This is a genomic window from Xanthomonas sp. AC360 (assembly GCF_979258225.1).
On the sequence record NZ_OZ409846.1, the window covers coordinates 2,463,393 to 2,486,097 of the forward strand.

The following is a 22,705-nucleotide window of genomic DNA, read 5'->3' on the forward strand; positions in this document are numbered from 1 at the left end:
GTTGGTCGGAGAAGGGGCGGAATCGTCAAGCGGACTCTGGCGTTAACGGACAAATCTGTCCGATAATGCCGGGATGACGACTCCCCGCCCTGATGCCGCGCTTCGCCGCCGGCAGATTCTCGATGCAGCCGACGAAGTGTTCAGCGAACACGGCGTCAATGCCCCGTTGGAACTGGTGGTGGAGCGTGCCGGCCTTGGCCGCGCCACCCTGTACCGCAATTTCCCGGACCGCGAGGCACTGATGACCGCCTTGATGGCGCGCGGGCTGGATGGCCTGGAGCGCTTGGCCGCCGATCTGGCCGACCGACCGGATGGGTTGGCCGTGTTGCTGCACGACGTGGCCGAGCACATCGCCCAGTCTGCGCCGCTGGTGGATTTCTGGCGCTCGATGGAGCGCGCAAACCCGGCGGTGGAAGCGGCCGACCGGCGCGCGGTGGCGATCTTCCTGCCGTTCGTGCACCGCGCCCGCGACGCCGGCCTGTGCCGGGCCGATGTCGACGACGAGCAACTGCTGCTGGTGATCGACATGCTGGGCAGCTGCCTGCGCGGTCACGACGAAGCGGAACGCAAACGTCTGGCGCATCGCTCGGCGGACCTGCTGATGCACGCGCTGGGCATGCACGTGCCGGAAGGCGGCACTCGATGACACCGGCCACCCGCGCGGTGATCGGCCGCTGGGCGCTGCGCGCGCTGCTGGTGTTGGCGGCGCTGTGGGGCGGCCTGGCGATCTATTTCGCGCTCACCGGCAACGCCTTGGTGCGTGGCGGCTGGGTGGCATCGTGGTGCGCGATGGCGCTGGCCGCGTTGTGGGGCTTGCGCCGTGGCCGCGAAAACTGGGCCCTGGTGGGCATCTTCGGTGCCGCGTTCGTGGTGCTGGCGGTGTCGTGGGGGTTCATGCAGCCCAGCCAGGACCGCGACTGGGCCGACGATGTCGCCCAGCGTCTGCAACCGGAGGTGCACGGCAATATCGTCACCCTGCACAACGTGCGTAATTTCGATTGGCATAGCGAAACCAACTACGTCCCGCGTTGGGAAACCCGCCAGTACGATCTGGATCGCCTGGTCAGCGCCGATCTGGCGTTGTCGTACTGGATGGGCCCGGCGATTGCGCACACGCTGGTGTCGTTCGGCTTCGACGATGGCTCGCACGTGGTGTTTTCGCTGGAAATCCGCAAGGAGCGCGGCGAGTCGTTTTCTGCGGTGGGCGGCTTCTTTCGCAGCTTCGAAGAAACCCTGGTGGCCGCCGACGAGCGCGACATCCTGCGCGTGCGCACCAATGCGCGTGGCGAAGATATGTATCTGTATCGCCTGGCCATTCCCAAGGCCGGCCTGCGCCGCATGTTCATGGGCTACGTGGGGCTGGCCAACGATTTGAATCGCAAGCCGGCCTTCTACAACACGCTGACCAGCAATTGCACCACCATCGTGTTCGCGCTGGTGCGCCAGTTGCAGCCCACCTTGCCGCTGGATCACCGCTTGCTGCTGTCCGGCTACGCCGATGAATATGCGTACGACCATCACGGGCTGATGCCGGGTTACGACTTTGCGACGTTGAAGCAGCGTGGACATTTCACCGCGCGTGCCATCGCCGCCGACACCGCGGTGGACTTTTCCAAACGCATCCGCGCCGGCATGCCGCAGGCGCCAGCGCCCGGCGCGTCGACGAGTGCAGCGCGGTGATGTTGCACAGGCGTCTGCGTCGCGCCGCCATGGGGTTGGCGGCGGTACTGATGTGCATGTGGTTGAGCGGCTGCGCGATGGTCACGGTGCAATCGCGCAACAGCGGCGACTACATCGCGCAGACGCGCGGCGATGTGCTCAGCACCGGTGCGCTCAGTCAGGCCGGCAGCGAGACCTTGCAGGTGGCTGGGCTGCAACCCAAGACGTGCCGCAAGCAACCGCTGCCTTGCGTGCAGCAGCTCACGAATGTGGCGGGTATCGGCGATGAGCGCCGCCTCGCCACGCAAGCCGAATTGTGGACCGCGCACGCGATCGACCTGAGTGGTCGCCACCCGGCGCAGATGAGCGACGCAGCGGTGCAGGCCTGGCTGGAAGCCGCGCGGCATGCCTACGCCTATCTGTTCTTTACCGCGCGTGCGCCGAGTGCGCGCGCATTCGAAAACCGCCAGACGCAGGTGCGCGACTACTACAACTACGCCGTGCAGCAGGTGGTCGAGCGTTTGTTTACGCGCGCCCAGCAGGCCGGCGACACCGTGCCCACACCGACGCAGGTGGGCCGTTGGCAGGTGGCCGTCGACATGTCCGCGTATCGGCTGCCCGGTGGCGGCAACACGCCGCGTGCGATCTTTGCCGCTTCGGCGCTGCGCTTCAATGGATTACGCAGCACTTACCGCCGCGATGGCTTCGGTGCCGAACTGGTGGCCGAAGTGGACCCCCAGGTGGTCGGCGACCCGGCCGGGCTCGCCTTGCAGCAAGCCGTCCCCGCAAGTACCTCGCCCGAACGCCCGCTGCCGACCTTCAGCGAGATGCCGTACGCACCGGCAACGCTGTTGTTGCGCTTCGATGGCGACACCCTGGATGCGGTGTTGCGGACCGATGCGGTGACCGTGGTGCCGTACGACCCGTATCGCCAGAACGAGGTGGTGCTGCATGGTCAGCATGTACCGCTGGCGGCCAACTTCACCGCCGCCTACGGGCTGTGGCTGGCCAAGTCGGGCTTTGCCGCGCAATCGCTGCGCTCGATGCTGGGTAGCGCGCGTGGCATCGATCGCCCGCATCTGTATCTGATGCAGCCCTACGACCCCAACCGCCGCGTACTGCTGATGCTGCACGGGCTGGCCAGCAGCCCGGAAGCGTGGGTCAACGTGGCCAATGAAGTGATGGGCGATGAAACCCTGCGTCAGCAGTATCAGATCTGGCAGGTGTATTACCCGACCAACGCGCCGATTGCGGTCAATCGTGCGGAAATCCAGGCATTGGTGGAGCGCAGCCTGCGCCACTTCGATCCGTCCGGCACCGCGATCGCTTCGCACGACATGGTGTTGATCGGCCACAGCATGGGCGGGGTGATCGGGCGTTTGCTGGTGTCTGCGTCCGGCGAACAGCTGTGGAATTCGCTGCTGCAGGACTATCGGCTGGAGGGCGAGCGCGGCGCACGGGTGCGCGCGAAATTGTCGCCATTGCTGCATTTTTCGCCAATGCCGCAGATCGACCGCGCCATCTTCATCGCCGCACCGCACCGCGGCACGCCTTTGGCCGAAGGTGGACTGGGGCGCTTCGTCGGCCGGCTGGTGCGGCTGCCGATTGCCTTGCTGGATCACTTCGGCGATGTGCTGCAGGACCTGGCCAACAGCGAGCGTGAGGGGCACGGCGGCCAATACCAGCGCAAGGGCCGCCTGCTGCCGCCCACCAGTATCGACAACCTGCGCGATACCGACCCGTTCGTCCGCGCCACGATGGATCTGCCGATCTCGCCACAGGTGCAGTACCACACCATCATCGGCCGCGAAAAACCGCAGGTGCCGCTGGTCGAGTCCGACGATGGACTGGTGCCGTATCGCAGCGCGCATCTGGACGGCGCTGCGTCCGAACTGGTGGTGACCTCCTGGCACAGCGTGCAGGAAACTCCGCAGGCGATTCTGGAGATTCGCCGCATCCTGCATGCGCAGCTGCAAGCCGAAGCCGGCGAGGCGCCTGCGCAGGGTCAGTCGCCTACGCCCGTGCCCGCGGCGACGCCTGCGATGTTGTAGGGGAACGCCACGCGCGATCACTGGACGCTGCGGGCAGTTGCCGACAAACGCAGCGAAGCAGCAATGCAGCTGCGCGCCAGGTCTACTGCACCTGGTGACGCGTGCGACATCCGTGACGGACGCCTGATGGTCGTGGCCCGCCTTGCATCCAGCAGCTACCCCTCTGACAACATCCTTGTGTTGTCGCTTGTCGCTTGTCGCTTGTCGCTTGTCGCGCTGCCGTGCCTCTGCCTGGTCGTTCGGTCGGTCTCCGGTCGCGCAGCAATAGTGCGCAAGCACTGGCCGATAGCGCTGCCATTGCTCTCGGCACGCATCCGCACTGGCCTTAGCACCTTGTTTACCGCGCTCGTGCTATCAGGCACGTCTCGTACAGACTCGAACAAGGAAGAGACGATGCGCAAGCTGTCGGCAGTGCTGTGGGTGCCCCTGTTGCTGGTTGGTTGCGGCCGTGGCGAAGGTCCAAAGGATGCAGCCGGTGTTGCCGCTGCCGCACCTGCGGCGAGCGAGGCTGCGCGCGCTCCGGATGCGCCGGCAGCAGCGGATGACAGCGTGCCGGAATTTCCGGCCATCCCCACCATCGTCATCCCCGAGATCGTCGGCGTGACCCCGGCGCAACGCGCGCTGGAGGCCTCGCTGCAGGACATCCTCGACCCGATCGAAGGCGTCAGCGTCGCACCTGCGCGCTGCGGCGATGGCGGCACCTTGATCAACGATGCCGGCATTACCAGCATGGACGCCAACGGCAACCTGCTGCGCAACGGCGACGGCGGCCTGTTCAACCTCAAGGCCGACGGCAGTGGTACCGCCAACTTCGATGGCGGACTGGTCAACGTCAATGCCGATGGCAGCGGCACCATCAACGCGTCCGGGCAGGGTGGCGACGACGCCCTCATCGACGTGCAGTCCAACGGCGGCGGCACCTACAACGGCCCGGCCGGCCTGATCAGTTTGAATGGCAAGGGCGCAGGCACCTGGAACAGCGACAAGAGCGGCCTGATCGACAATCACGGCGATGGCAGCGGCACCTGGAATGGGCCGCGCGGCCTGGTCACCATCAACGCCGATGGCTCCGGCACCTGGAACGGGCCGGATGGTCTGGTGCAGAACCGCGGCGACGGCACCGGCACGGTCGGCACCCCGCCGCGCGAAGTGCGCATGCCGCCGCTGCCGAAAGTACCGCCGGCCGGCCGCTTCCCACCGCTGCAAAAGTTCGCCCCGCCCGGCGCAGCGTGCGGCTATCTGATCACCTTGAACGACCGCATCCTGTTCGACTTCGACAAGTCCGACATCCGCCCCGATGCCGCGCGCGTGCTCGACACGCTGGCCGCCGCGCTCGGCAAGGTGACAACCCAAGAGATGGAAGTGCGCGGACATACCGATGCCAAGGGCGATGACGCCTACAACCAGTCGCTGTCCGAGCGCCGGGCCAATGCGGTACTGGCCGCGTTGCGCACGCGCGGCGCCGCACAGGGCGCCGGCGCAAAGGGCTATGGCGAATCGCAACCGGTGGCGCCCAACACCGTCAACGGGCAGGACAATCCGGGGGGCCGTCAGCTCAATCGGCGGGTCGAGATCTTCTTGCGCTCGTGAATGAGGCTTGCAGCATCAGGTAAGCGGTATCGGGTGGGCGTGCGCGTTGCATCGGCGCCGGTATCGGCCACTCGATGCTGGTTTCGCGTACTGCCGCGCAGGGTGGTCGTGACGTCATCGTCGTGTCGGCCGCGACGCCGCACGTGACGTAATCGCGTGTGCCCACAGACACCTTCAACCGCATTTAGGGTGCTGTCTGCAAACACGGCAGGCACCGTGCTGCGAGAGGCATCGCTGACAATTCATGCCGCCTCGGCAGCATGAATTGTCATGTCGCGTTTTGCGAAGACGCGTGTGCGCCCGCGCCAGTAACTGTATGCGCATGCCGGCAGCGATCTACGCTTCCATACGCCAGCGACTATGCCGACTTGCGCGCTTGCTGCGCACATTTGTCATGTCTGTAGCGTGCGTCATGGTTTTGAAATATGCCGTCACCACCATGCGCGGCGCCTGCTTGCAGGTGTGACGTAGGTCCGCTGCCAAAGGCCACGTCGCTCTCTCACACATCGTGGTGGCGCCGCCGTGGCTTGAGTCCATGGTGCGTTGCTGCACCCATCGGATTTGATCATGATCGCTCGTTGTTCGTTGCTGCGTCCTTCGCGCTTGTCGCAGGCCTTATGCGTGTCGTTGTCGATTTTTTGCGGCCATGCTGCCGCGCAATCCGCACAGGCTGCCGCAACCCCTGCGCAAGGCGAAATGGCCACGTTGGATAAGGTCACCGTCGCCGCCACCCGTTACAACGCGACCGACATGCAGATGGCTGCGACCAACACCGTCAACGTGTTGTCGGCCGACGATCTCAAGACCACTGCGGTACACAACGTGGCCGAAGCATTGGGCCTGATGCCGGGCGTCAACGTGATCAACACCGGGCAGTCGTATTTCGGCGGCATCGATGGCGCGGCGCGTGGCGAAGGCATGTTTTCGTCGGTGCGCGGTCTCAATGCCGAATACAACGTCAACCTGATCAATGGCATCAACGTGGCACAGGGCATGCCGTATAGCCGTGGTGTGCAATTGAGTCTGTTGCCGCCATCGGGGCTGCAGACCATCGTGTTGAACAAGACCTCCACCGCCGACATGGATGGTGATGCGATCGGCGGCACCATCGACTACCGCACGCCCAGCGCCTTCGACTCGTCCGATCGCCAGGGCGGTAGCGTGACCTTGAGCGGACGCATGGAGAGCCGCGCACGCGATTACGGCGATTCCGGACTGGGAAGCGGCGCAGCCGGCGATTGGCATGCACGTTTTGGCGATGCCGGGCAATTTGGTGTAGCGGTCAGCGCGTATTACGACGAGCGTCATTTCGTCAACAGCGAAGTGGCCGGCGCGTCGGCAGCGCGCAACGATGGTTCCTGGGAATTCGCGCGTGCCGATGCCAGCGGCAATCTGGCCGCCGGGAGCGACCCGCAACAGGTGCTGCAGAGCACGGGCATCAACATCGGGTATTCGCAAGGCGACACCCGCCGCTACGGTGGCAATGCTGCCTTCGATTGGCGTGTGGACCCCAGCCTGCATCTGTATGCGCGCATGACCTACGCCTTCGCCAAGACCGAGCAGAACACCGGTTACACGCAGTTCGTGCCGGCCAATGTCAGCTTCACCCAGATCGGCACCAGTGGTGTGTATCAGCCGCAGATCAATCGCGTCGCAGTGCGCTACTGGTACGAAACCAACCCGGAAGAAGCAGACCTTGCCACCATCCAGCTGGGTGCGGAAAAACAACTGGGGCATTGGACGTTCGCGCCGAACATTTTCTACGGCACCGGCAACAACGATCGCCCGGATCACGTGGAAATTTCCGCACGCAACGATCAATACACCTCGACCAACTTCGCCTACGGGGCCAACCGCTTCATCAGTTACGACGGCGACGGCTTCCCGATCCCGTTGCTGACCCCGGCGATGCAGGCGCAGGCGTCCGATGTGGGAAGCCTGTTCGCGCGCCGTACCGGTCAACTTTCCAAACAGTACAGCGGCCAGGACAAGGGTGGCGGCAAGTTCGATGTGGGCTACGATTTCGATGACGGCCTGCTCAGCCGCATCGCGTTCGGCGTGAAGTATGTCGACAGCTCGCGCAGCTTCACCGATCGTAACTGGACCAATGCCAAGTACACCGACGGCACCTTGTTGCGCGACACCGGGCTGATCGCGCAGCGTTACGATGCGGTGTATCCGGGGCAATACGCACTGCCCACGGTGCGCTTGAGCAACGCCGCGCTCAACGACCTGATCGCACGCACGCTGACGCCGGCCAGCTTTGATAGTTGCGGGCAGCTGGCGGTCAATAACCTCAACTGCAACACCATGCGCGCCACCGAAGCAGTCAGCGCTGCCTATGCGATGGCGACACTGCGTACCGGCGATTGGGAAATCCTGCCGGGTGTGCGCTTCGAACATACCGCCATCACCAATACGTTCTGGGCGCAGCCGGCGGCCGTCAACGGGGCCGAGCAGGTCGGCGCATTCGCCAACAACCACACGCGTTACAACGTGGTCTTGCCGAGCGTGTTCGTGAACTACCGGCCCGCGGGCGACAGCGCGGTGTATCGCGGCTCGGTGTGGACCAGTTACACCCGTCCAGCGTTCGTGCAGCTGGGCGGTGGCCGCTCCACGAATATTTCCAGCGACGGCCAGACCATCATCACCGAAGGCAACCCGGATCTGAAACCGATCAAGTCGCTCAATGTGGATCTGTCCGGCGAATGGCAGAACGACACCGGCGGTCACGCGATGCTGGCCGGCTATTACAAGCGCCTGACCGACTACATCTACGAGAGCGGTTCCAATGCGGCCAATGCCGGCGAAAGCGGCACTGCCAGTACGCGCTTCGTGCGTCCGCAAAACGGTGGCGACGGCCGCGTGCTAGGCATGGAAGCTGCCGTGCGGCAGACCTTCCAGGGCCTGCCCGCACCACTGGATGGCTTCGGCATCGGCGCCAATGTCACCCGACAGAGCACGCGCGTGGATCTGGGCGTAGCAGGCTTTGCGCACGAACGCATCCAGAACGCCCCGAACCTGCTCGCCAACGCGGAGCTGTTCTACGAAAAGGGACCGTGGTCGATCAATCTGAGCTACCACTACTCTGGCGAATACGTGTCGGTGTACGACTATCTCAATCAGGGCGCGCGCTGGGACAACCTGTGGATCAAGCCGATCACCCGCGTGGACCTGCACCTGGGCTATGCGCCGAGCGAGCATCTGCGCGTGGATCTGTCGGTTGCCAACCTCACCAAACAGCACAGCTATTGGGCGCATGTGGGGCACGACACCACGGCGATTTCCGACATCGTCGATTCGGGCATGACCAGCCTGGTGACCGCCAAATATGTGTTCTGAGTCTGATCGTGCAGGGTGGGGCATCTCAGCGCAGGTGCAGCAGCACGACAACGCCGCTGCGGGATGGGTCGACAGCGCGGAGCAGGGCGCATCGCACTGCGGGACGTTGGCTGGCGATGGGGAGCCGCTGTGGTCCGCGCGATGCGGCGCGGGTGGGCGTGACGCGATGGGGATCGTGTCACCTTCGCTACGCGCAGCGCCGGGGCGGCATGGTGGTGGCGCGCTTGCGATCACCGGTGTCTGCCTGCTGCTGACGGTTGCAGCGGTGTTGGGTGGCTGTGCATCGCCGACGCGCAGCGCATTGGCAGGTCGTGCGAGTGATCGATTGCCCGCTGACTCCCGCGGTGCCGCTGCCGTCGCGGATCGGCAGCCGGGGCAGACCGAGCAGTTGGAACGCGTAGTGGTGGTGTTCCGCCACGGCGTGCGTGCGCCGCTGCAGGGTGAAGCGGCCGCCGCGCAGTACGCCGACCAACCCTGGCCGCAGTGGTCCACCCCGGCCAGCCTGCTCACTCCGCGCGGGCGCAAGGCGGTGCGATTGAGCGGCGCGTATCTGCGTCAATGGTTGACGCAGCAGACGCTGCTGCCGCACACGGGATGCCCGGCGGCGGGGAGTGTGTCGGTCTGGGCCAACACCGATCAGCGCACCATCGACAGCGGTGCCTTGCTGGCCGACGCATTGGCGCCCGGCTGCGGCATCGTCGCCGGGCACCGCGAGGCGGGCAGTAACGACCCGTTGTTCCGGCCGATCGAGGCGGGCGCGGTGCCGTTCGATGCGGCTGCCGCAGTGGCATCGATCCAGCAGCAGACCGGCGGCCCTGCCGCAGTGCTGCAGGGCCATGCGGCCGAGTTGCAGGCAATGCAGCAGATCCTGGGCTGCACACGCACGCCCTGCGACTTTGCGCGCATGCCGTCCACGCTGGCGCCATCGGCCAATGGGCGTGGACTGGCCTTGGGCGGGCCGATCGACCTGACCTCCGGCACCGGCGAGGTGCTGTTGCTGCAGTACGCCGACGGTCTGCCGCTGTCGCAGGTCGGCTGGGGCCGCGCCACCCCCGAACGCCTGGCGCAGGTCTCGCGCCTGCATGCGCTGCTGTTCGATATCTACGCGCGCCCGCACTACATGGCGCAGCGTTCCGGCGCACCGCTGGCACGCGAGGTGCTGCAACGGTTCGGCGACGCGCAGTCGCCCACGCTGTCGGTGTTCGTCGGCAGCGACACGCATATTGCCGCGCTGAGCAGTCTGCTCGGCGTGCACTTCCATCTGCCCGGCTACGGCGCCGACGACCCGCCACCGGGCGGTGCGTTGCTGCTCGGCCTGTGGCGGCAACCCGACGGAACGCGCGTGGTGCGTGCCCGCTACCTGGCGCAATCGCTGGATCAACTGCGCACCCTGGCGCCTCTGGACCTGGCACACCCACCGCTGCAACAGGAACTGGCCCTGGATGTCTGCGCGCCCGAACAGCGCATGGCGTGCCCATTGCCTGCGTTTGCGCAGGCGCTGGAGCAACAGCTGAAGCTGGATCCGTAAGTGCGGAGTACGATGTCAGGTTGAAGCGCGCCTTTCTGCCTGAAGCAACCGAATGGACGTGCCGTGCAGCGCGGCTCCGCCCCGCACCCTCACCCCAACCCCTCTCCCGCAGGGAGAGGGGCTTTGATCCCTTCTCCCGGCGGGAGAAGGTGCCCCGCAGGGGTGGATGAGGGTACGCGCGCAGCCTAATGGACCTTCCGTGCAGCGCGGCTCCGCTCCGCACCCTCACCCCAACCCCTCTCCCACAGGGAGAGGAGCTTTGAATCCCTTCTCCCCTCGGGAGAAGGTGCCCCGCAGGGGCGGGTAAGGGTACGCGCGCAGCCTAATGGACGTTCCCTGCAGCGCGGCTTCGCTCCGCACCCTCACCTCAACCTCTCTCCCGCAGGGAGAGGGGCTTTGATCTCTTCTCCCGCCGGGAGAAGGCCCCCGCAGGGACGAATGCTGGCGCTAGGCCTTAAAACGCAATGGGCCGCGTTAGCGGCCCATTGCGACACCCAACCACGCTCCAAAGAGCGCGTGGCTTACTTCAGCTTTGCATCGGCGCGCAGGGCGTCTGCGCGGTCGGTCTTTTCCCACGAGAACGCGGTCGCGCTGTGCTGCGCACCGGTGGCGTCGGTGTAGGTGAAGTCCTTCGGCTTGCGGCCGAAGTGACCGTAAGACGCGGTCTGCTGATACATCGGGTGGATCAGGTCGAGCATCTGGATGATGCCGAACGGACGCAGGTCGAAATGCTTGCGGATCAGCTTTTCGATCTGCTCGTCGGCGATCTTGCCGGTGCCGAACGTGGTGACCGAGATCGAGGTCGGCTCGGCCACGCCGATGGCGTAGGAGACCTGCACTTCGCAACGGTCGGCCAGGCCGGCGGCTACGACGTTCTTGGCCACATAGCGTGCGGCATAGGCGGCCGAGCGGTCGACCTTGGACGGATCCTTGCCCGAGAACGCGCCGCCACCGTGACGGGCCCAGCCGCCGTAGGTGTCGACGATGATCTTGCGACCGGTCAGGCCGCAATCGCCCACCGGCCCGCCGATCACGAACTTGCCGGTCGGGTTGATGTGGAACTTGGTGCCCTTGTGCAGCCACTTGGCCGGCAGCACCGGCTTGAGGATCTCTTCGCGCACCGCTTCGATCAGGTCTTTCTGCTTGATGCCCGGGTCGTGCTGGGTCGACAGCACCACCGCGTCGATCGCGGTCGCAACGCCGTCTTCATAGCGCAGGGTGACCTGCGACTTGGCATCCGGACGCAGCCAGGACAGCGCCGAGTTCTTCTTCTTGCGGATCTTGGCCTGCTGCTCGACCAGGCGATGCGCCAAGTGGATCGCGGCCGGCATGTAGCTGTCGGTTTCGTTGGTGGCATAGCCAAACATCAGGCCCTGGTCGCCGGCACCCTGCTGTTCGGGGTTCTTGCGGTCCACGCCCTGGTTGATGTCCGGCGACTGCTTGCCGATCAGGTTGAGCACGCCACAGGTCTCGCCGTCGAAGCCGACGTCGGAGCTGTTGTAGCCGATGTCCAGGATCACCTTGCGGGTCAGCGCTTCCAGGTCGATCCAGGCGCTGGTGGTCACTTCGCCGGCAACGATCGCAACACCGGTCTTGACCATGGTCTCGCAGGCCACGCGGGCACGCTTGTCCTGGGCCAGGATGGCGTCGAGCACGGCGTCGGAGATCTGGTCGGCGATCTTGTCCGGATGGCCTTCGGAGACCGATTCGGAGGTGAACAGGTAGCTGGACATCAGGCTTATATCCCTTAATTCGGATGAAAAGATGGCTGCGGATGATACACGCCCCGTGTGTCCGTTGCATTGTGCGCCTGAACGCGATGCCGTGGGGTTAAGCACAACCGACAAAACGCCCCGTCAGCGGGCAGTGAGGTGTCTACATCACGCAACGGCGGCAATGCGCGAGCGAGGCATGCCGATCCCCACCGGCCAGTGCCGACCCTGCGACAGCACGGCGTGCAATGGGGTCTCGTGTGCCACTGCACGAGCTGTTCGAACATCTGGCCGGCGCCGGTGTCGCGCGGCAAACGCTGTGGTCGGCGGTGGGCAGCTACCCCCGACAGCAACCGCTACAGCCTTGAGCAACCCACCGCTCAGGCCGATTCGGCCAATTGCAGCTGGGGTTCGTGGCTGACCGGGAAATTCATCGAGCGGGCGATGAAGCACTTTTCATGCGCGGTGTGGTGCAGCGCCCTGGCTTGCGCGAGGTCGCTGCCCGGTGCCAGGGTCACCAGCGGTCGCAGCACCACCGAGGTGAACTGCCCGGCGCCATCGGCCTGCTCCAGCATGGCGCCTTCGGCGTTGTCCTCGTAGGCCTGCACGATGATGCCGGCATCGGCGCACAACCCCAGATACCAGAGCTTGTGGCAGGCCGACAGCGAGGCGACTAGCAGGTCTTCTGGGTTCCAGCGTGCCGGGTCGCCGCGGAAGCCAGGATCTGACGAGCCGTCGATCGCACTGGCCTTGCCCTCGGCCTCGATACGGTGGTCACGGCTGTAGGCGCGATACCCCGAGGTGCCGCTGCCCTGGTTGCCGGTCCAGATGACCTTCACGCTGTACTGGTGCTGTTTGTCTGGCATTGCCGCACTCCTTGTCTGCGGCGCACAGGGTGCGCCCTTCAACCCTGACAGCCAGGGTACTCGACCGCCCTGGCCTCTACCGGGGGCGGCACTTCCCAACGGTGGACCATCCGCGCCAGATCGTTGTTGCGCAGGCTGCTGTCGCGCTGGCCGTGACGCCGATACATCTCTTTCTCTGTCTGCTCCAGCTAGCAGAGGGTCAATGGTGCGGGGTCGCCGTGTAGCAGGGCGAGGGCCTTCCTGCGCATCTTTCGCGATAGGTGCTTAGCGTTCCCTACGAACGGCTGCCGCTCGTCCAGGCCGCGCTTGCGTACGCCTATCCACTGCAGCAGCGCAGCGTGCTGGCTGCTGCGATGCGATGCTGGTCGCCCCGGTGTGTCTCTTCAAGACACACCCGCGCAGACGCAGGTGTGTGCCGACCGAAAGCGCGTGGGTCGATGCCTATCCGTGCATGTCGGGCCTGCTAGCATCGGCCGATGGATTCCCTGACCCAGATCGTTCTTGGTGGCGCAATCGCCGCTGCCATTGCGCCGCCCGGACAGCGGCGTGCCGCGTTGTTGGCCGGCGCGGCCCTGGGCACTTTGCCCGACCTCGATGCGCTGGCGCTGCTGACGCTGACCGACGACCCGGTCACCCTGATGACCGTGCATCGCAGCGTGAGCCATTCGCTGTTCGTGCTGCCGCTGGTCGGTTGGCTGATCTGGTGGCTGTTCCGGCGCTATGGCAACGGGCGCGTGGCCAGCGCGCCCACGCGCTGGTTCTGGGCGATCCAGCTGGCCTTGATCACCCATCCGCTGTTGGACGCCTTCACCGTGTACGGCACGCAGCTGTGGTGGCCGCTGCAGCCGCATCCGACCATGTGGTCGAGCGTCTTCATCATCGACCCGGCGTACACGCTATGGCTGCTGCTGGCTTGCGCAGTCGCCTGGTTCGCGCGCGCGCGCCCGCTTGCGCAGCACGTGCTGGTGATCGGGCTGGTGGCGAGTTCGGCGTATCTGGGCTGGTCATTGATCGCCAAGTATCTGGTCGATCAGGAAGCCGACCGCGCGCTGGCGGCGATGGGGCTGTCCGAAGCGCCACGCTTCTCGGTGCCGATGCCGCTCAACACCTTGCTGTGGCGGGTGGTGGCGATGACGCCCAATGGCTATGTGATCGGAGAGCGTTCGCTGGTGGCCGATACCGGACCGATGCAGTTCCGTGGTTTTTCCAGCAATACCCAGGCACTGGGCGAAGTGGCGGCATTCGATTCGGTGCGCCGGTTGACCTGGTTCAATCGCGGCTTCATGCGTGCACGCCTGGTCGACGACGATTTGATGCTCAGCGATCTGCGCATGGGGCTGGAGCCGGACTACAACTTCAACTTCGTTGTGGCGCATCGCGACGGCGGGCAGTGGCAGCCCATCGTCCCGCGCCAGGTCCAGGCGGCCTATCGCGCGCCGGTGGCACGCGATCAGATCGGTGCGGTGCTGGCGCAGATGTGGCACCGCATTTGGCATGCGCCGGCCGGCACGGCGCTGACCGGCGATCTGGAACAGGTCGACACGCCGGTGGCTACACCGGCAGCGTCGACACAATAAGAGCCGCTCACAAAACGACTGCGCAGCCGCCAGGCGAGCGCTGCATGTGTCCGGTGCGGCATGTGGCACTCGCACTCCGCTTGAGCGCGCCGGCTACCCCAGCTGACGCCTGCGCGCCAGGTGGGGTAGCCACTTCACGCCATGGCGCGCAGCGGATGACAGCACGCGGCGCAGGCATCGTGCAGGTGCGCGTGCGAGCGCAGCCGGGATATCTCAGGCTGCGTTCGGCAGTGGCGGCGCGACGCCGGCAATCAAGGCGTCGAAGTAATCGCGGGTCAGCGCCAGCTGCGCTTCGGGCGTTTCGGCGCGATTGACCACCGCGCGAAAGTCGGCGCTTTGCGGGTGATCCTTTGCGTACCAGCCCAGATGCTTGCGCGCGATGCGCACGCCCTGCGGTTGGCCGTAAAACGCGTGCAGCGCGTGTAGATGCTCGAGCAGGGTGTCGCGGACGAAGGACAACGTCGGCGCCGGCAACAGCGTGCCGGTGGCCAGGTATTGCGCCACCTCGCCAAAGATCCACGGCCGCCCCTGCGCGGCGCGGCCGATCATCACCGCATCCACGCCGGTCTCGCGCAGCACCAGCGCCGCCTTCTGCGGCGAATCGATATCGCCGTTGGCGATCACCGGGATCTCCAACGCGGCCTTGATCTGCGCAATCGTCGCGTACTCGGCGCTGCCGGTGTACTGCTGGTCGCGGGTGCGCCCGTGCACCGCCAGCGCAGCGATGCCGCACTCCTGCGCGATGCGTGCGATGGTCGGGCCGTTGCGATGGTCGCAATCCCAGCCGGTGCGGATCTTCAGCGTCACCGGCACATCCACCGCCTGCACCACTGCGCGCAGGATCCGCGCCACCAACGCCTCGTCGCGCATCAACGCCGAGCCCGCCCAGGCATTGCAGACCTTCTTGGCCGGGCAGCCCATATTGATGTCGATCAGCTGCGCGCCATGGTCCACGTTGTAGCGCGCCGCGTCGGCCAGCTGCTGCGGCTCGGTACCGGCGATCTGTACGCTGATCGGGTCTGGCTCACCGGCATGGTCCATGCGGTGCAGCGACTTGCGCGTGCCCCAGAAGCGCGGATCTGAAATGGTCATCTCCGACACCGCCAGCCCGGCACCCAGCCGCTTGCACAGCAGCCGGAACGGCTTGTCGGTGACGCCCGCCATGGGCGCGAGGATCACCTTGGGGGCGATGGAGTAGGGGCCGATCTGCATGCGGGCATTGTCGCTGCGGTTGCCGCTGCTGCCAACTCGGGCGTCGCCGGAGGGGTGCGTGCGGTCGCAAGTGCGGACCCAGGCTGCAGCAAGCCAGCGCACGCGTCAGCCGGATCGCGCGAAGGCAACCGGGCCGAACATTCCAGGATCAGCGGATCAGCTGATACAGCTCGAAGCCCTTGGCGCCGCCGTCCAGGATCAGCAGTAGTTCGTCCGGTCCCAGTGCGACCAAGCGGCCGACGCTGTTGCCGTTGGTGCCGTCGGAGATGTTGCCGGGCGCGTAGCGGCCTTCCGGTTCGTCGTTGACCGTGCTGGCACCAAGGAATGCGAACTCGCGGCTGTCCTTGGCTAGCGAATACAGCGTGCCGCTGCGGCGCTGCGAGCCGCTGACCTTGCTGAAACGATAGCCGCAGGCATCGCGGCTGATCTCGGCCTTGAAGTACGGGTAGGCATAGGCGAACCGCTGGTCGACCTGGATCGAGCGCACCTTCCAGCGGCCGTCCAGCTTGCCGGGCAGCTGCGGCGACTGTGCACGCTGCAGCAGCGTGCGCGCCAGCGCGGCGCCATCTCCCTGCTCGGCATCGTCGTAGTGCGGTGCGATCGCCTGTTGCAGGCTGTCTGCAGACACGGTTACCGCGGCGCGGTCGGCATCGCTGGCAGTGCCGTTCCAGTCGCAGCGCTGCGCAGCGGCCGACAGCGGGACAAGCAAGGCGCACAGCGCAACGAACGGAATCAGGGAACAACGACGCATCGAGCACTCCTTGTCGTGATGCAGGCCCGTCGCGGTGACGGGCGGTCAGTTATGGCGTGGCGGGGCGAGTGAACGCAAACCGATGCCGCCACAGGCGCAGGCAGTTAGCCGGCGTCCGGCAGCAGTCGCGGCATCGACGCGGCCGCACCTTCCACTTCGGTGGAGCGCGCTGCGTAGCGGGTGGCAAAGCGCACGTGGGTGATGAAGCTGGCGCCCGGCGACTGCGCCAGCGAGGCCACCAACGCACCATTGAAGGCGTCGCCGGCACCGGTGGTGTCCACCGTCTGCGCGCTTTCTGCGCCCACGCGGTAATGCGCGGCGGTGTCGCCGCGCAGCTGTTCTTCGGCGTGCGAGATGAAGGCGCCCACCGCGCCCAACGTCACCACCACGGTGCCGCCCGGCAACAACTTGCGGCACAGCGAATGCAGCGTGTTGCCGTCCAGCGCGGCTACATCGTCGGCGTTGATGCGCTCGCCGACGTGGCGGCCGAGCAGCGCGGCGAATTCGGTTTCGTTGGGGGTCAACACATCCGCCAGCTTGAGCAGGCCGATCGAGGTCGGGGCGTTGGCCGGCGCGGCATTGAGCACGGTCAGCACACCGCATTCGCGCGCCAGCGCCAGCGCCGACTCGATCGTCTCGGCCGGCGATTCCAGCTGCGCCAGCAGCACGCGTGCCGAGGCGACCAGCGCGCGCTGGTTCTCGACAAAACCGGGGCTCAGCACCGAGTTGGCGCCGGCGCCGATCACAATCGTGTTGCGCCCGTGGCCGTCGACATAGATGCCGCCGGTGCCGGTGGGTTCATTGCTCGGTTCGGCGATCAGCGTAAAGCCGTCGTGCGCCGCCAGCGAGCGCGCCAGCGCGCCGCCGGCATCGTCGCCCAGCGCGCACAGAAAGTGCGTCTTGGCGCCGGCACGTGCGGCCGCGACCGCCTGATTGAACCCTTTGCCACCCGGGCCGGTGCTGTAGCGGCCGGCGATGGTGGCACCCGGCGCAGGCAGCACATCGCAGCGCCACACGTGATCGACATTGAAAGACCCGACAACGACGACCGAACTCATAAATACCTGCTTGCTTGAATGACTTGAAGAAACGTGGCGTCCGGCGATTAGACCGTGACGCCGATGAACCCGCGCCGCCTCAACCGAAGTGCGAGAGCACGCCTGCAATGGTAGCGGTCATGAAGGTGGCGATCGAACCGCCGAGCACCGCACGCAGGCCGAATTTGGCCAGATCGTGACGACGTTCCGGCGCCAGCCCGCCAATACCGCCGATCTGGATCGCGATCGAGCTGAAGTTGGCAAAGCCGCACAGGGCATACGTGGCAATCAGGCGGCCTTCGTCGCTCAGGCCCACGCCCGGCACTTCGCCCTTCACGATCCGCGACAGCTCGCTGTAGGCGACGAACTCGTTGATCACCACTTTCTGGCCAATCAGCGACCCGACCGTGGTGGCGTCCACCCACGGCGTGCCGATCACCCAGGCGATCGGCGCCAGCACGTAACCGAAGATCGTCGACAGGTTGGTCGGCCGCCCCAGCGCTGCAGCGGCGCCAGTCACCTCGCCCAGCCAGGTCAGCGGCGCATTGATCAGCGCGATCAGCGCAATGAAGGCCAGCAGCATCGCGCCGATGTTCAGCGCCAGGCGCAAGCCATCGCCGGCGCCGGCCGCAGCCGCATCGATGATGTTGCTGGTGGTTTTTTCCACTTCCATCTTGACCGTGCCGCGGGTCAGCGGCGTGCCGGTTTCCGGCACCAGCAGCTTGGCGACCACCAGGGTGGCCGGCGCGGCCATGATGCTGGCGGCCAGCAGATGCTTGGCATAGAACGCCTGCTGCGCAGGATCGCTGCCGCCGAGCATGCCCACGTATGCGGCCAGCACGCCGCCGGCGATATGCGCCATGCCGCCGATCATCATCGTCAGCAATTCGGACTGGGTCATCTTGGGGATGTAGGGGCGCACCGTCAGCGGCGCCTCGGTCTGGCCGATGAAGACGCTGGCGCAGACGCTGGTGGTTTCTGCGCCAGACACGCGCATCACCTTGGTGATCGCCCAGGCCATCGCACGCACCACCACCTGCATCACGCCCAGGTGATACAGCACGCCCATCAGCGCGGAGAAGAAAATGATGGTGGGCAGCACCTGAAACGCAAAGATAAAGCCGTAGCTTTCGATGTTCATCAGGCTGCCGAAAATGAAGGTGGAGCCTTCATTGACGAAGCTCAGCACCTTCACAAAGCCCTTGCCCAGCGAGTCGAACACGTCGCGCCCGCCCGGTACCAGCAGCACCAGCGAGGCGAACGAGATCTGCAGCAACAGGCCGGTGCCGACCAGCTTCCAGTCGATCGCGCGGCGGTTGGTCGAAAACAGCCAGGTGATGCCGATGAGCACCGCCAGACCGAACAGGCCGAAACCGATCCTTCCTAAACCTTCGACCATTCCATTCCCCGGGCTGCCAACGGCAAAACGATGAAGCCTAGAGCAGGGGGTGTCGGCGGGCAAGGCGAGCGGCATTCAGAAGGCCGGCACAGGGTTGCGCGGGCGCCCGGCCCGGTAAACTGCGCAAGCCGGTCCGGGGCAGGTGCCCCGGAGGTCGCAGGAGTTCGCCATGCTTTACCGTCGTCTGGGTTCCACCGGGCTGCAGCTATCGGCCGTGTCGTTCGGGGCCTGGGTGACCTTCGGCAAGCAGATCGGGCGCGGCGAGGCGCGCAACCTGATCGCCGCCGCCTGGGACAACGGCATCAATTTTTTCGACAACGCCGAGGTCTACGCACGTGGCCGCGCCGAAGAGGTGATGGGCGATGTGATCGCCGACCTGCGCCTGCCGCGCGATGGCTACTGCGTGTCGAGCAAGGTGTTCTTCGGTGCGGTGGACAGCCCGCGCCCGACCCAGCGCGGGCTTTCGCGCAAGCACGTCACCGACGCCTGCCACGCGGCGCTCAAGCGCTTGCGCGTGGACTATCTGGATCTGTATTTCTGCCACCGGCCCGACCCGGACACACCGATCCAGGAAACCGTACGCGCGATGGATGCGCTGATCCGCCAGGGCAAGGTGCTGTACTGGGGCACCTCCGAGTGGAGCGCCGAGCAGTTGCGTGCGGCCATCGCCATCGCCGAGCAGGAACACCTGCATGCGCCGGCGATGGAGCAGCCGCAGTACAACCTGCTGCACCGGCAGCGGCTGGAGCGCGAGTACGCGCCACTGTGCGAGGCCGGGCTGGGGACCACCATCTGGTCGCCGCTGGCGTCGGGCCTGCTGACCGGCAAATACAACGGCGGCGTGGAGGCCGACAGCCGCCTGGGCCAGCCGGAGAACGCCTGGCTGCAGGACGAAGTGCTGGGCACACCGGAGTCGCGCCGACTCGAGCGGGCCCGCGCGTTTTGCGCGGTGGCTGCCGAGCTCGGGCAGTCCCCGGCACGGCTGGCCATCGCCTGGTGCCTGCGCAACCCGCATGTGTCCACGGTGATCCTGGGCGCGAGCCGGGTCTCTCAACTGGAAGAAAACCTGGGGGCGCTGGAAACCTTGGTGCAGGTGGATGCCGCGGGCTGGAAGCGGGTGGACGCGGCGACGCGTTGAGCGATGCGCCGCTAACGATTGGTTGGGTCAATCGAAAGATGTAAAGCGATGCAAAGATCGAGAGGCTCAAATGAGAATGGCTCTTGATCATTAAATGAGAATGGTTATTATTTGTCTGGCCAACCGACTGGAGAACCAGATCATGACCGCTCATCCCGTGCTGCTCCGCTCCGAACCGGTCAACCTGCGCGACCGTGCCGTGCCGCGTGTTGTGCCTGCCGAAGACCTCATCAGCAGCGAGGCGCTGCTCAAGGGCCGTCGCGAAGTGCTGATCCAGCATGGCGACCGCGTCTATCGCTTGCGCCATACCAGTAACGACAAGCTCATTTTGACCAAGTAAGTCCTGCCGAGCCGACGCCGGCGACCCGATGCGGGTCGTCCGGCCACGGCCCTGAGGCAGACGCGTCGCGCAACCGTTCCAGGCGCGCCACGCAGTGATTGCGTGTTCGCAGCCGACGTTGCGCTGCGCAGTGCGGCCGTGCCGACCGGCCTCCGCACAACACCACCGATGTGGGCACGCCGCCGCTGCCCACCGCTGACCTCTCCACCCCCGGTTGCCGCATGCGGCATGCCGCAGCGTGCGCTGCCGGGGGCTCCCACAAAGGTTCCTAGATGATTCGCCTGCATCCGCTGGTGGTCGCGCTGTCGCTTGCGCTGCCTGCTGTTCCGTTGTGTGCCCATGCTGCCGACTCAGACGCTGGCGGCGATGCTGCGCGCGAGGTGCACGACTTCGATCGCCTGCAGGTCACCGCCACGCGTACCCAGCGCGCACTGATCGATGTGCCGGCCACGGTGGATGTGATCGACCGCGAACAACTGGATAACCAGCTGGTGCGCGAACTCAAGGATCTGTTTCGCTACACGCCCGGGGTGTCGGTGACCAGCAACAGCGGTCGCTTTGCCGGCGCCAGCGGTATTCGCATTCGCGGGCTGGATGGCAACCGCGTTGCGATCCTGGTGGACAACGTGCCGGTGTCGGACACCTTTGCCTTCGGCAGCTATCTCAATGCCAACCGCAATTTTGTCGACCTCGAAACGCTCAAGCGGGTGGAAGTGGTCCGTGGGCCGGCCAGCTCGCTGTATGGCTCCGATGCGCTGGGTGGCGTGGTGGCGTTTGTCACCAAGGATCCGTCGGATTATCTGAGCGCCGACAAGCGCAGCTATGTCGGGCTGAAGTTCGGTTACGAAGGCGACTGGAATGGTTTGTTTGCCGGTGCGACCGCCGCATTCGGTGGCGAGCGCTGGAGCGGCATGGTGGCCGTAGCACATCGCCAGGGCCAGGAAGCGCAAAACCAGGGCGACAACCGCAGTCGCGATTTCACGCGCACCGCCGCCAATCCGCAGACCATCGACGGGCGCAGCGTGCTGGCCAAACTGGTGTACGCACCGAACGCGCAGCAGCGGTTCAAGCTCACTGTCGAAGGTAATGAGGACTATGGCAGCATCGAAGCGTTGAGCGGCATCGACCCGCGTGTGACCACGCCATCGCTGCGCATCCTGTCGCAGGACGGCCGCGATCATCAGACTCGCGCGCGGGTGTCGCTGCGGCACGAGCTGGACGCACTGGACGCGGCGCTCGCCGACGATCTGCAATGGCAGTTCTATCGCCAGGACAGCGACAGCCTGCAACGCACCGACGAATTGCGTGGCAACAACACGCGCCGCCACAACGAACACACTTTCGACCAGCGCGTGTACGGATTGCTGGTCAATGCGCACAAGCGCATCGAAACCGCGGCGCTGACCCACGACATCACCTACGGCCTGGACGGCACCTGGACCGACACGCGCGCCAAGCGCGATGGGTATTCGGTCAATCTGGCCAGTGGCGCGATCACCAACCGCGTTGGCCAGGACGTGTTCCCGGTGCGTGATTTCCCCAAGAGCGAAACCACCAAGCTCGGTCTGTATGCGCAGGACGAAATCGATCTGCTGGATGGCAGGTTGTCGCTGACTCCAGGCGTGCGCGTGGATTACTTCCGTCTGGCGCCGCAGCTGGATGACATCTTCCGCGAAGACAATCCCGGCGTGGCGGTGGCAACCATCGACCAGACGCAGGTGTCGCCGAAATTCGGCGCGGTGTGGCGGTTCTCGCAAGCCTGGTCGGCGTATGCCAACTATGCGCACGGCTTTCGCGCGCCGCCGTACAACGATGTCAATATCGGCTTTACCAATCTGCAGGCGCGCTACACCGCCATCGCCAATCCTGAATTGAAATCGGAGACCAGTCGCGGCGGCGAGCTGGGGCTGCGCTTCAACGATGCCGTCGGCTATCTGGGGGGAGCGTGTACTACACCGACTACCGCAACTTCATCGAATCGTATGCGCCGGCTGGCGTCAACGCGGAGGGTTTACTGCTGTTCCAGTCGCGCAATGTCGACGATGTAGTGATCAAGGGCGCCGAAGCGCGCGGCGGGCTGGATTTGGGCGCGCTGGCCGGCTGGCAGGGTTGGTCGTTGAACAGCGCGTTGGCCTATTCGGAAGGCGACAACCTCACCGACGACACGCCGCTGAATTCGGTCGACCCGTTGCGCGGCACGCTGGGCGTCGCCTTCGACAGCGATGCTTGGGGTGCGGAATTGATCGGCACCTTTGTCGCACGCAAGCGCCGGCCGCAGCTGGACAGCTATTACACGCCGGCCGGCTACGCCACGCTGGATTTGATGGGCCATTGGGAATTCGCACCCGGCGCCAAGGTCACTGCAGGCATCTTCAATTTGGCCGACCGCCGCTACGTGGACTGGAATGCGCTGCCCAACGGCACGCTGGCCAGCAACACGGTGCTGGATCGGTTCACCGGCGCCGGACGCACGGCATCGGTCAGCCTGGCCGTGAGTTGGTAG

At 65.7% G+C, this 22,705-nt stretch carries 15 protein-coding genes and 1 pseudogene; 10 read left to right on the forward strand and 6 right to left on the reverse strand.

Annotated elements, in window-relative coordinates:
• Positions 1-73 precede the first annotated feature (73 nt).
• The 6 genes from ACZZ0O_RS10500 to ACZZ0O_RS10525 all read left to right on the forward strand — a co-directional run bounded on the left by ACZZ0O_RS10500 (position 74) and on the right by ACZZ0O_RS10525 (position 10,170).
• Positions 74-646 (forward strand): TetR/AcrR family transcriptional regulator, encoded by a 573-nt coding sequence (locus ACZZ0O_RS10500; RefSeq protein WP_115512493.1) that lies wholly within the window; start codon positions 74-76, stop codon positions 644-646.
• Entirely contained in the window at positions 643-1,680 is a 1,038-nt protein-coding gene (locus ACZZ0O_RS10505; protein WP_115553052.1) for an Lnb N-terminal periplasmic domain-containing protein, read from the forward strand. The genes ACZZ0O_RS10500 and ACZZ0O_RS10505 overlap by 4 nt, the downstream gene beginning before the upstream one ends.
• Positions 1,680-3,710, forward strand: coding sequence for an esterase/lipase family protein (locus ACZZ0O_RS10510; RefSeq protein WP_463590739.1), 2,031 nt, complete (start codon positions 1,680-1,682; stop codon positions 3,708-3,710). Before ACZZ0O_RS10505 ends, ACZZ0O_RS10510 begins: the two co-directional genes overlap by 1 nt.
• 333 nt (positions 3,711-4,043) lie before the next feature.
• Positions 4,044-5,300, forward strand: a complete 1,257-nt coding sequence (locus ACZZ0O_RS10515; RefSeq protein ID WP_463590740.1) for an OmpA family protein — start codon at positions 4,044-4,046, stop codon at positions 5,298-5,300.
• A 567-nt stretch (positions 5,301-5,867) separates the two neighbouring features.
• Positions 5,868-8,642 carry a TonB-dependent receptor gene (locus ACZZ0O_RS10520; protein ID WP_463590741.1) on the forward strand — a complete coding sequence of 925 codons (2,775 nt, stop codon included), beginning with the start codon at positions 5,868-5,870 and terminating at the stop codon, positions 8,640-8,642.
• Entirely contained in the window at positions 8,632-10,170 is a 1,539-nt protein-coding gene (locus tag ACZZ0O_RS10525) for a histidine-type phosphatase (RefSeq protein WP_463590742.1), read from the forward strand. The genes ACZZ0O_RS10520 and ACZZ0O_RS10525 overlap by 11 nt, the downstream gene beginning before the upstream one ends.
• Positions 10,171-10,691: 521 nt before the next feature.
• Here ACZZ0O_RS10525 and metK read toward each other — a convergent pair.
• Positions 10,692-11,903, reverse strand: a complete 1,212-nt coding sequence (gene metK, locus ACZZ0O_RS10530) for a methionine adenosyltransferase (RefSeq protein WP_055851016.1) — start codon at positions 11,901-11,903, stop codon at positions 10,692-10,694.
• Between the two features lie 359 nt (positions 11,904-12,262).
• Positions 12,263-12,748 carry an OsmC family protein gene (locus tag ACZZ0O_RS10535; RefSeq protein WP_115553054.1) on the reverse strand — a complete coding sequence of 162 codons (486 nt, stop codon included), beginning with the start codon at positions 12,746-12,748 and terminating at the stop codon, positions 12,263-12,265.
• 476 nt (positions 12,749-13,224) lie between these two features.
• Here ACZZ0O_RS10535 and ACZZ0O_RS10540 point away from each other — a divergent pair, with 476 nt between their 5' ends.
• Positions 13,225-14,325 (forward strand): metal-dependent hydrolase, encoded by a 1,101-nt coding sequence (locus ACZZ0O_RS10540; RefSeq protein ID WP_463590743.1) that lies wholly within the window; start codon positions 13,225-13,227, stop codon positions 14,323-14,325.
• A gap of 213 nt (positions 14,326-14,538) precedes the next feature.
• Here ACZZ0O_RS10540 and dusB read toward each other — a convergent pair whose 3' ends face one another.
• The 4 genes from dusB to ACZZ0O_RS10560 form a co-directional block, all read right to left on the reverse strand.
• Entirely contained in the window at positions 14,539-15,537 is a 999-nt protein-coding gene (dusB, locus tag ACZZ0O_RS10545) for a tRNA dihydrouridine synthase DusB (RefSeq protein ID WP_463590744.1), read from the reverse strand.
• 148 nt (positions 15,538-15,685) lie between these two features.
• Positions 15,686-16,288 (reverse strand): DUF4893 domain-containing protein, encoded by a 603-nt coding sequence (locus ACZZ0O_RS10550; RefSeq protein WP_463590745.1) that lies wholly within the window; start codon positions 16,286-16,288, stop codon positions 15,686-15,688.
• Between the two features lie 104 nt (positions 16,289-16,392).
• On the reverse strand, positions 16,393-17,346 hold the full coding sequence (locus ACZZ0O_RS10555; RefSeq protein ID WP_055851035.1) for a ribokinase: 954 nt from the start codon (positions 17,344-17,346) through the stop codon (positions 16,393-16,395).
• A 79-nt stretch (positions 17,347-17,425) separates the two neighbouring features.
• Positions 17,426-18,724 carry a NupC/NupG family nucleoside CNT transporter gene (locus ACZZ0O_RS10560; protein ID WP_055851040.1) on the reverse strand — a complete coding sequence of 433 codons (1,299 nt, stop codon included), beginning with the start codon at positions 18,722-18,724 and terminating at the stop codon, positions 17,426-17,428.
• Between the two features lie 169 nt (positions 18,725-18,893).
• Between ACZZ0O_RS10560 and ACZZ0O_RS10565 the strand changes: the two genes are divergently transcribed.
• From ACZZ0O_RS10565 to ACZZ0O_RS10575, 3 genes and pseudogenes are all read left to right on the forward strand, one after another.
• On the forward strand, positions 18,894-19,862 hold the full coding sequence (locus ACZZ0O_RS10565) for a potassium channel beta subunit family protein (protein ID WP_463590746.1): 969 nt from the start codon (positions 18,894-18,896) through the stop codon (positions 19,860-19,862).
• A gap of 100 nt (positions 19,863-19,962) precedes the next feature.
• Positions 19,963-20,202: a hemin uptake protein HemP gene (gene hemP, locus ACZZ0O_RS10570; RefSeq protein ID WP_005991480.1), complete on the forward strand. Its 240-nt coding sequence runs from the start codon at positions 19,963-19,965 to the stop codon at positions 20,200-20,202.
• Positions 20,203-20,474: 272 nt separating this feature from the next.
• A pseudogene (locus ACZZ0O_RS10575) lies at positions 20,475-22,705 on the forward strand (TonB-dependent hemoglobin/transferrin/lactoferrin family receptor).

Coding starts and splice junctions, on each gene's coding strand:
- ACZZ0O_RS10500 (WP_115512493.1), top strand. CDS start 74: ATGACGACTCCCCGCCCTGATGCCGCGCTTCGCCGCCGGCAGATTCTC.
- ACZZ0O_RS10505 (WP_115553052.1), top strand. CDS start 643: ATGACACCGGCCACCCGCGCGGTGATCGGCCGCTGGGCGCTGCGCGCG.
- ACZZ0O_RS10510 (WP_463590739.1), top strand. CDS start 1,680: ATGTTGCACAGGCGTCTGCGTCGCGCCGCCATGGGGTTGGCGGCGGTA.
- ACZZ0O_RS10520 (WP_463590741.1), top strand. CDS start 5,868: ATGATCGCTCGTTGTTCGTTGCTGCGTCCTTCGCGCTTGTCGCAGGCC.
- ACZZ0O_RS10525 (WP_463590742.1), top strand. CDS start 8,632: ATGTGTTCTGAGTCTGATCGTGCAGGGTGGGGCATCTCAGCGCAGGTG.
- metK (WP_055851016.1), bottom strand. CDS start 11,903: ATGTCCAGCTACCTGTTCACCTCCGAATCGGTCTCCGAAGGCCATCCG.
- ACZZ0O_RS10535 (WP_115553054.1), bottom strand. CDS start 12,748: ATGCCAGACAAACAGCACCAGTACAGCGTGAAGGTCATCTGGACCGGC.
- ACZZ0O_RS10540 (WP_463590743.1), top strand. CDS start 13,225: ATGGATTCCCTGACCCAGATCGTTCTTGGTGGCGCAATCGCCGCTGCC.
- dusB (WP_463590744.1), bottom strand. CDS start 15,537: ATGCAGATCGGCCCCTACTCCATCGCCCCCAAGGTGATCCTCGCGCCC.
- ACZZ0O_RS10550 (WP_463590745.1), bottom strand. CDS start 16,288: ATGCGTCGTTGTTCCCTGATTCCGTTCGTTGCGCTGTGCGCCTTGCTT.
- ACZZ0O_RS10555 (WP_055851035.1), bottom strand. CDS start 17,346: ATGAGTTCGGTCGTCGTTGTCGGGTCTTTCAATGTCGATCACGTGTGG.
- ACZZ0O_RS10560 (WP_055851040.1), bottom strand. CDS start 18,724: ATGGTCGAAGGTTTAGGAAGGATCGGTTTCGGCCTGTTCGGTCTGGCG.
- ACZZ0O_RS10565 (WP_463590746.1), top strand. CDS start 18,894: ATGCTTTACCGTCGTCTGGGTTCCACCGGGCTGCAGCTATCGGCCGTG.
- hemP (WP_005991480.1), top strand. CDS start 19,963: ATGGTTATTATTTGTCTGGCCAACCGACTGGAGAACCAGATCATGACC.